This is a genomic window from Vulcanisaeta sp. JCM 16159 (assembly GCF_001316265.1).
Taxonomy (GTDB): Archaea; Thermoproteota; Thermoprotei; order Thermoproteales; family Thermocladiaceae; genus Vulcanisaeta.
On sequence record NZ_BBDN01000024.1, the window covers coordinates 1 to 1,979 of the forward strand.

Below are 1,979 nucleotides of genomic sequence, written 5' to 3' on the forward strand. Positions count from 1 at the left end.
AGTGCTTAACCGCGGCTTCGAGCTTTATGAGCTTAGGAAGTTCTTCGCAACATGGATGATCAGCCAAGCGTCCCAGAGAGCATTGTTAATACCCTGCAGGGCAGGGCACCACCAAGCGAGTACAGGGTCTTGATAGAGCATTATTGGAGCCCAAGACACGAGGAGCTCAGGAATTGGTACTTAAGCCACGTACCGTGTTTGTTGTGTCGATGAGTTTTGTGGTGTTCATTCCGTGGTAAACGGCGGGTAAATGCTTAACATGCCTTTAGTTTGTTTCTACTTCTTTACATGTTTTTGCCATTTCGTCGCATAGCCTCTTCGCCGTTTCCTTGAATGCCCTTAGGTCCTCATCGTCTATGGGGATGTCAATGCCGTGCACGCCGGGCTCGACATACACCTTACACCCCCTGGAGACCCAAACACCCACTGGATGCTCAGGTCCACATGGCAATAACCTTTCTAGGAGTAGGTAGTAGAGTATTGCTATTGCTATGGCACCACCTATTGATGCTATGAATACTAATTCGGCATTGGATGGGGATACAACATAGGTTACTGCGTAGATTATGGTGAATGAGGCGATGAATACTATGAGCGATTCCGTAAGCCTATGAACGCTTAACCTCCTCCTCTTTAGTGGGAATAGGGCAGCTATTTCGAAGACATTAACGTATTTGTTCAGGTCCGGTAGCTTCTTGCACTCCTCGCACATAAGCTTCAACGCGTACACCCTCAAGGCCCTCCAATGCTTAATGAATTCCTCATCAACCTTAAACACGATTAGTAGGAAGAAGAGTGAGATTATGAAGCTACGCACATGAGCATTGATGAGATGAGGCGATTAGCTACATGCGTAATTGCATTGGCAATGAGTATTGAGGACAAGGCACCGTAGAGACCTAGGAGCAATGCCCTCTCCTCCTCAATATGCCTAACATGCTCGAGATGCTCCCTAAAAACATCAGGCAAAGACATCAAAAAGCAGAGACACAAAAATATTTAATAAAAACACCTCGTCACCTTAGCCCTTAAGACCAAATAATAAAGATTCACCAACATCATAACTGGCTTTATGGAAGTTTTTAATTCTCAATACTGCTACGGAATACACTAACAACACCATCACCAACACAACAAAACCACAAACCCATTATATCTGCTTAAACTAATGCATAATTACTAACTCTGTAATGTACATGTTAGTGTTGTTGGGTTTTCATTTGATTCGCATGTGAATACGCCGTAGTTCGTGGTTATGGATGCGGTGGACATGGTACAGGGTTCATTCGGACTTGGAATACCGGTGTAGTACCCACTGAGTGAAACACTGGCTGATTGACCCGGCTCAATCGTTATTTGCGGACTTGAGCTTAGGTATACGGTGTAGCCTGGCAGTATATTGTTACTGAAATGCTGTTAATGGTTACAGGCGATCCACCAACAATTATGTAAGCAGAGCCGTACGTGTAAGTGCCAATTATATTCGCACTAACCGTCATTGCCAATGAAGGCAGTACTACATTGGCTGTATTCACAGAATTACTTACAGAACCATGGGAAGGTATAGCTGCATGAGATGCTATTAGGTATATGAAGATTATTGATGCAATTACACCAATCACAATGCCCGTTGTCCTCACTCCCCTGTATAGTCCGTACCTACGGCTTGCCCCTGCCAGCTTAACTGCTGAGGCTATTATCATTAGTATTGTTATCCATGTTAGGAATAGCGTGAGTGCCTGCGGCATTGATGGGATTGCGGTCATTAAAGCCGTCAGCAACACGGCTGTGAACCAAAGACCAGTGTAGGACCTGGGCTTGAGAATGAGCGTGATTAGGCTAAGAGCGCGGCAAACCCCATGAGCAATAGACTCGATATGTAGAGCGCATAGAGCCAGGTGAGGAAGCGAGAACACCAATGACCAAGGCAACAACATCCCTAACTCCACGACCACCACCCTTGAATGAGTATTTCCTAT

Annotated in this window: 3 protein-coding genes; all 3 read right to left on the minus strand. The window is 45.3% G+C overall.

Going from position 1 to position 1,979, the window contains the following annotated elements; all coding sequences use genetic code 11:
* Window positions 1–265: 265 nt before the first annotated feature.
* Window positions 266–817: a hypothetical protein gene (locus JCM16159_RS12945; protein ID WP_054858091.1), complete on the minus strand. Its 552-nt coding sequence runs from the start codon at window positions 815–817 to the stop codon at window positions 266–268.
* Entirely contained in the window at window positions 802–975 is a 174-nt protein-coding gene (locus tag JCM16159_RS18060) for a hypothetical protein (protein WP_243666928.1), read from the minus strand. Before JCM16159_RS18060 ends, JCM16159_RS12945 begins: the two co-directional genes overlap by 16 nt.
* Before the next feature lie 395 nt (window positions 976–1,370).
* Window positions 1,371–1,979, minus strand: a 609-nt coding sequence (locus JCM16159_RS18065; RefSeq protein ID WP_243666929.1) for a hypothetical protein, incomplete at its 5' end; no start/stop codon positions are given.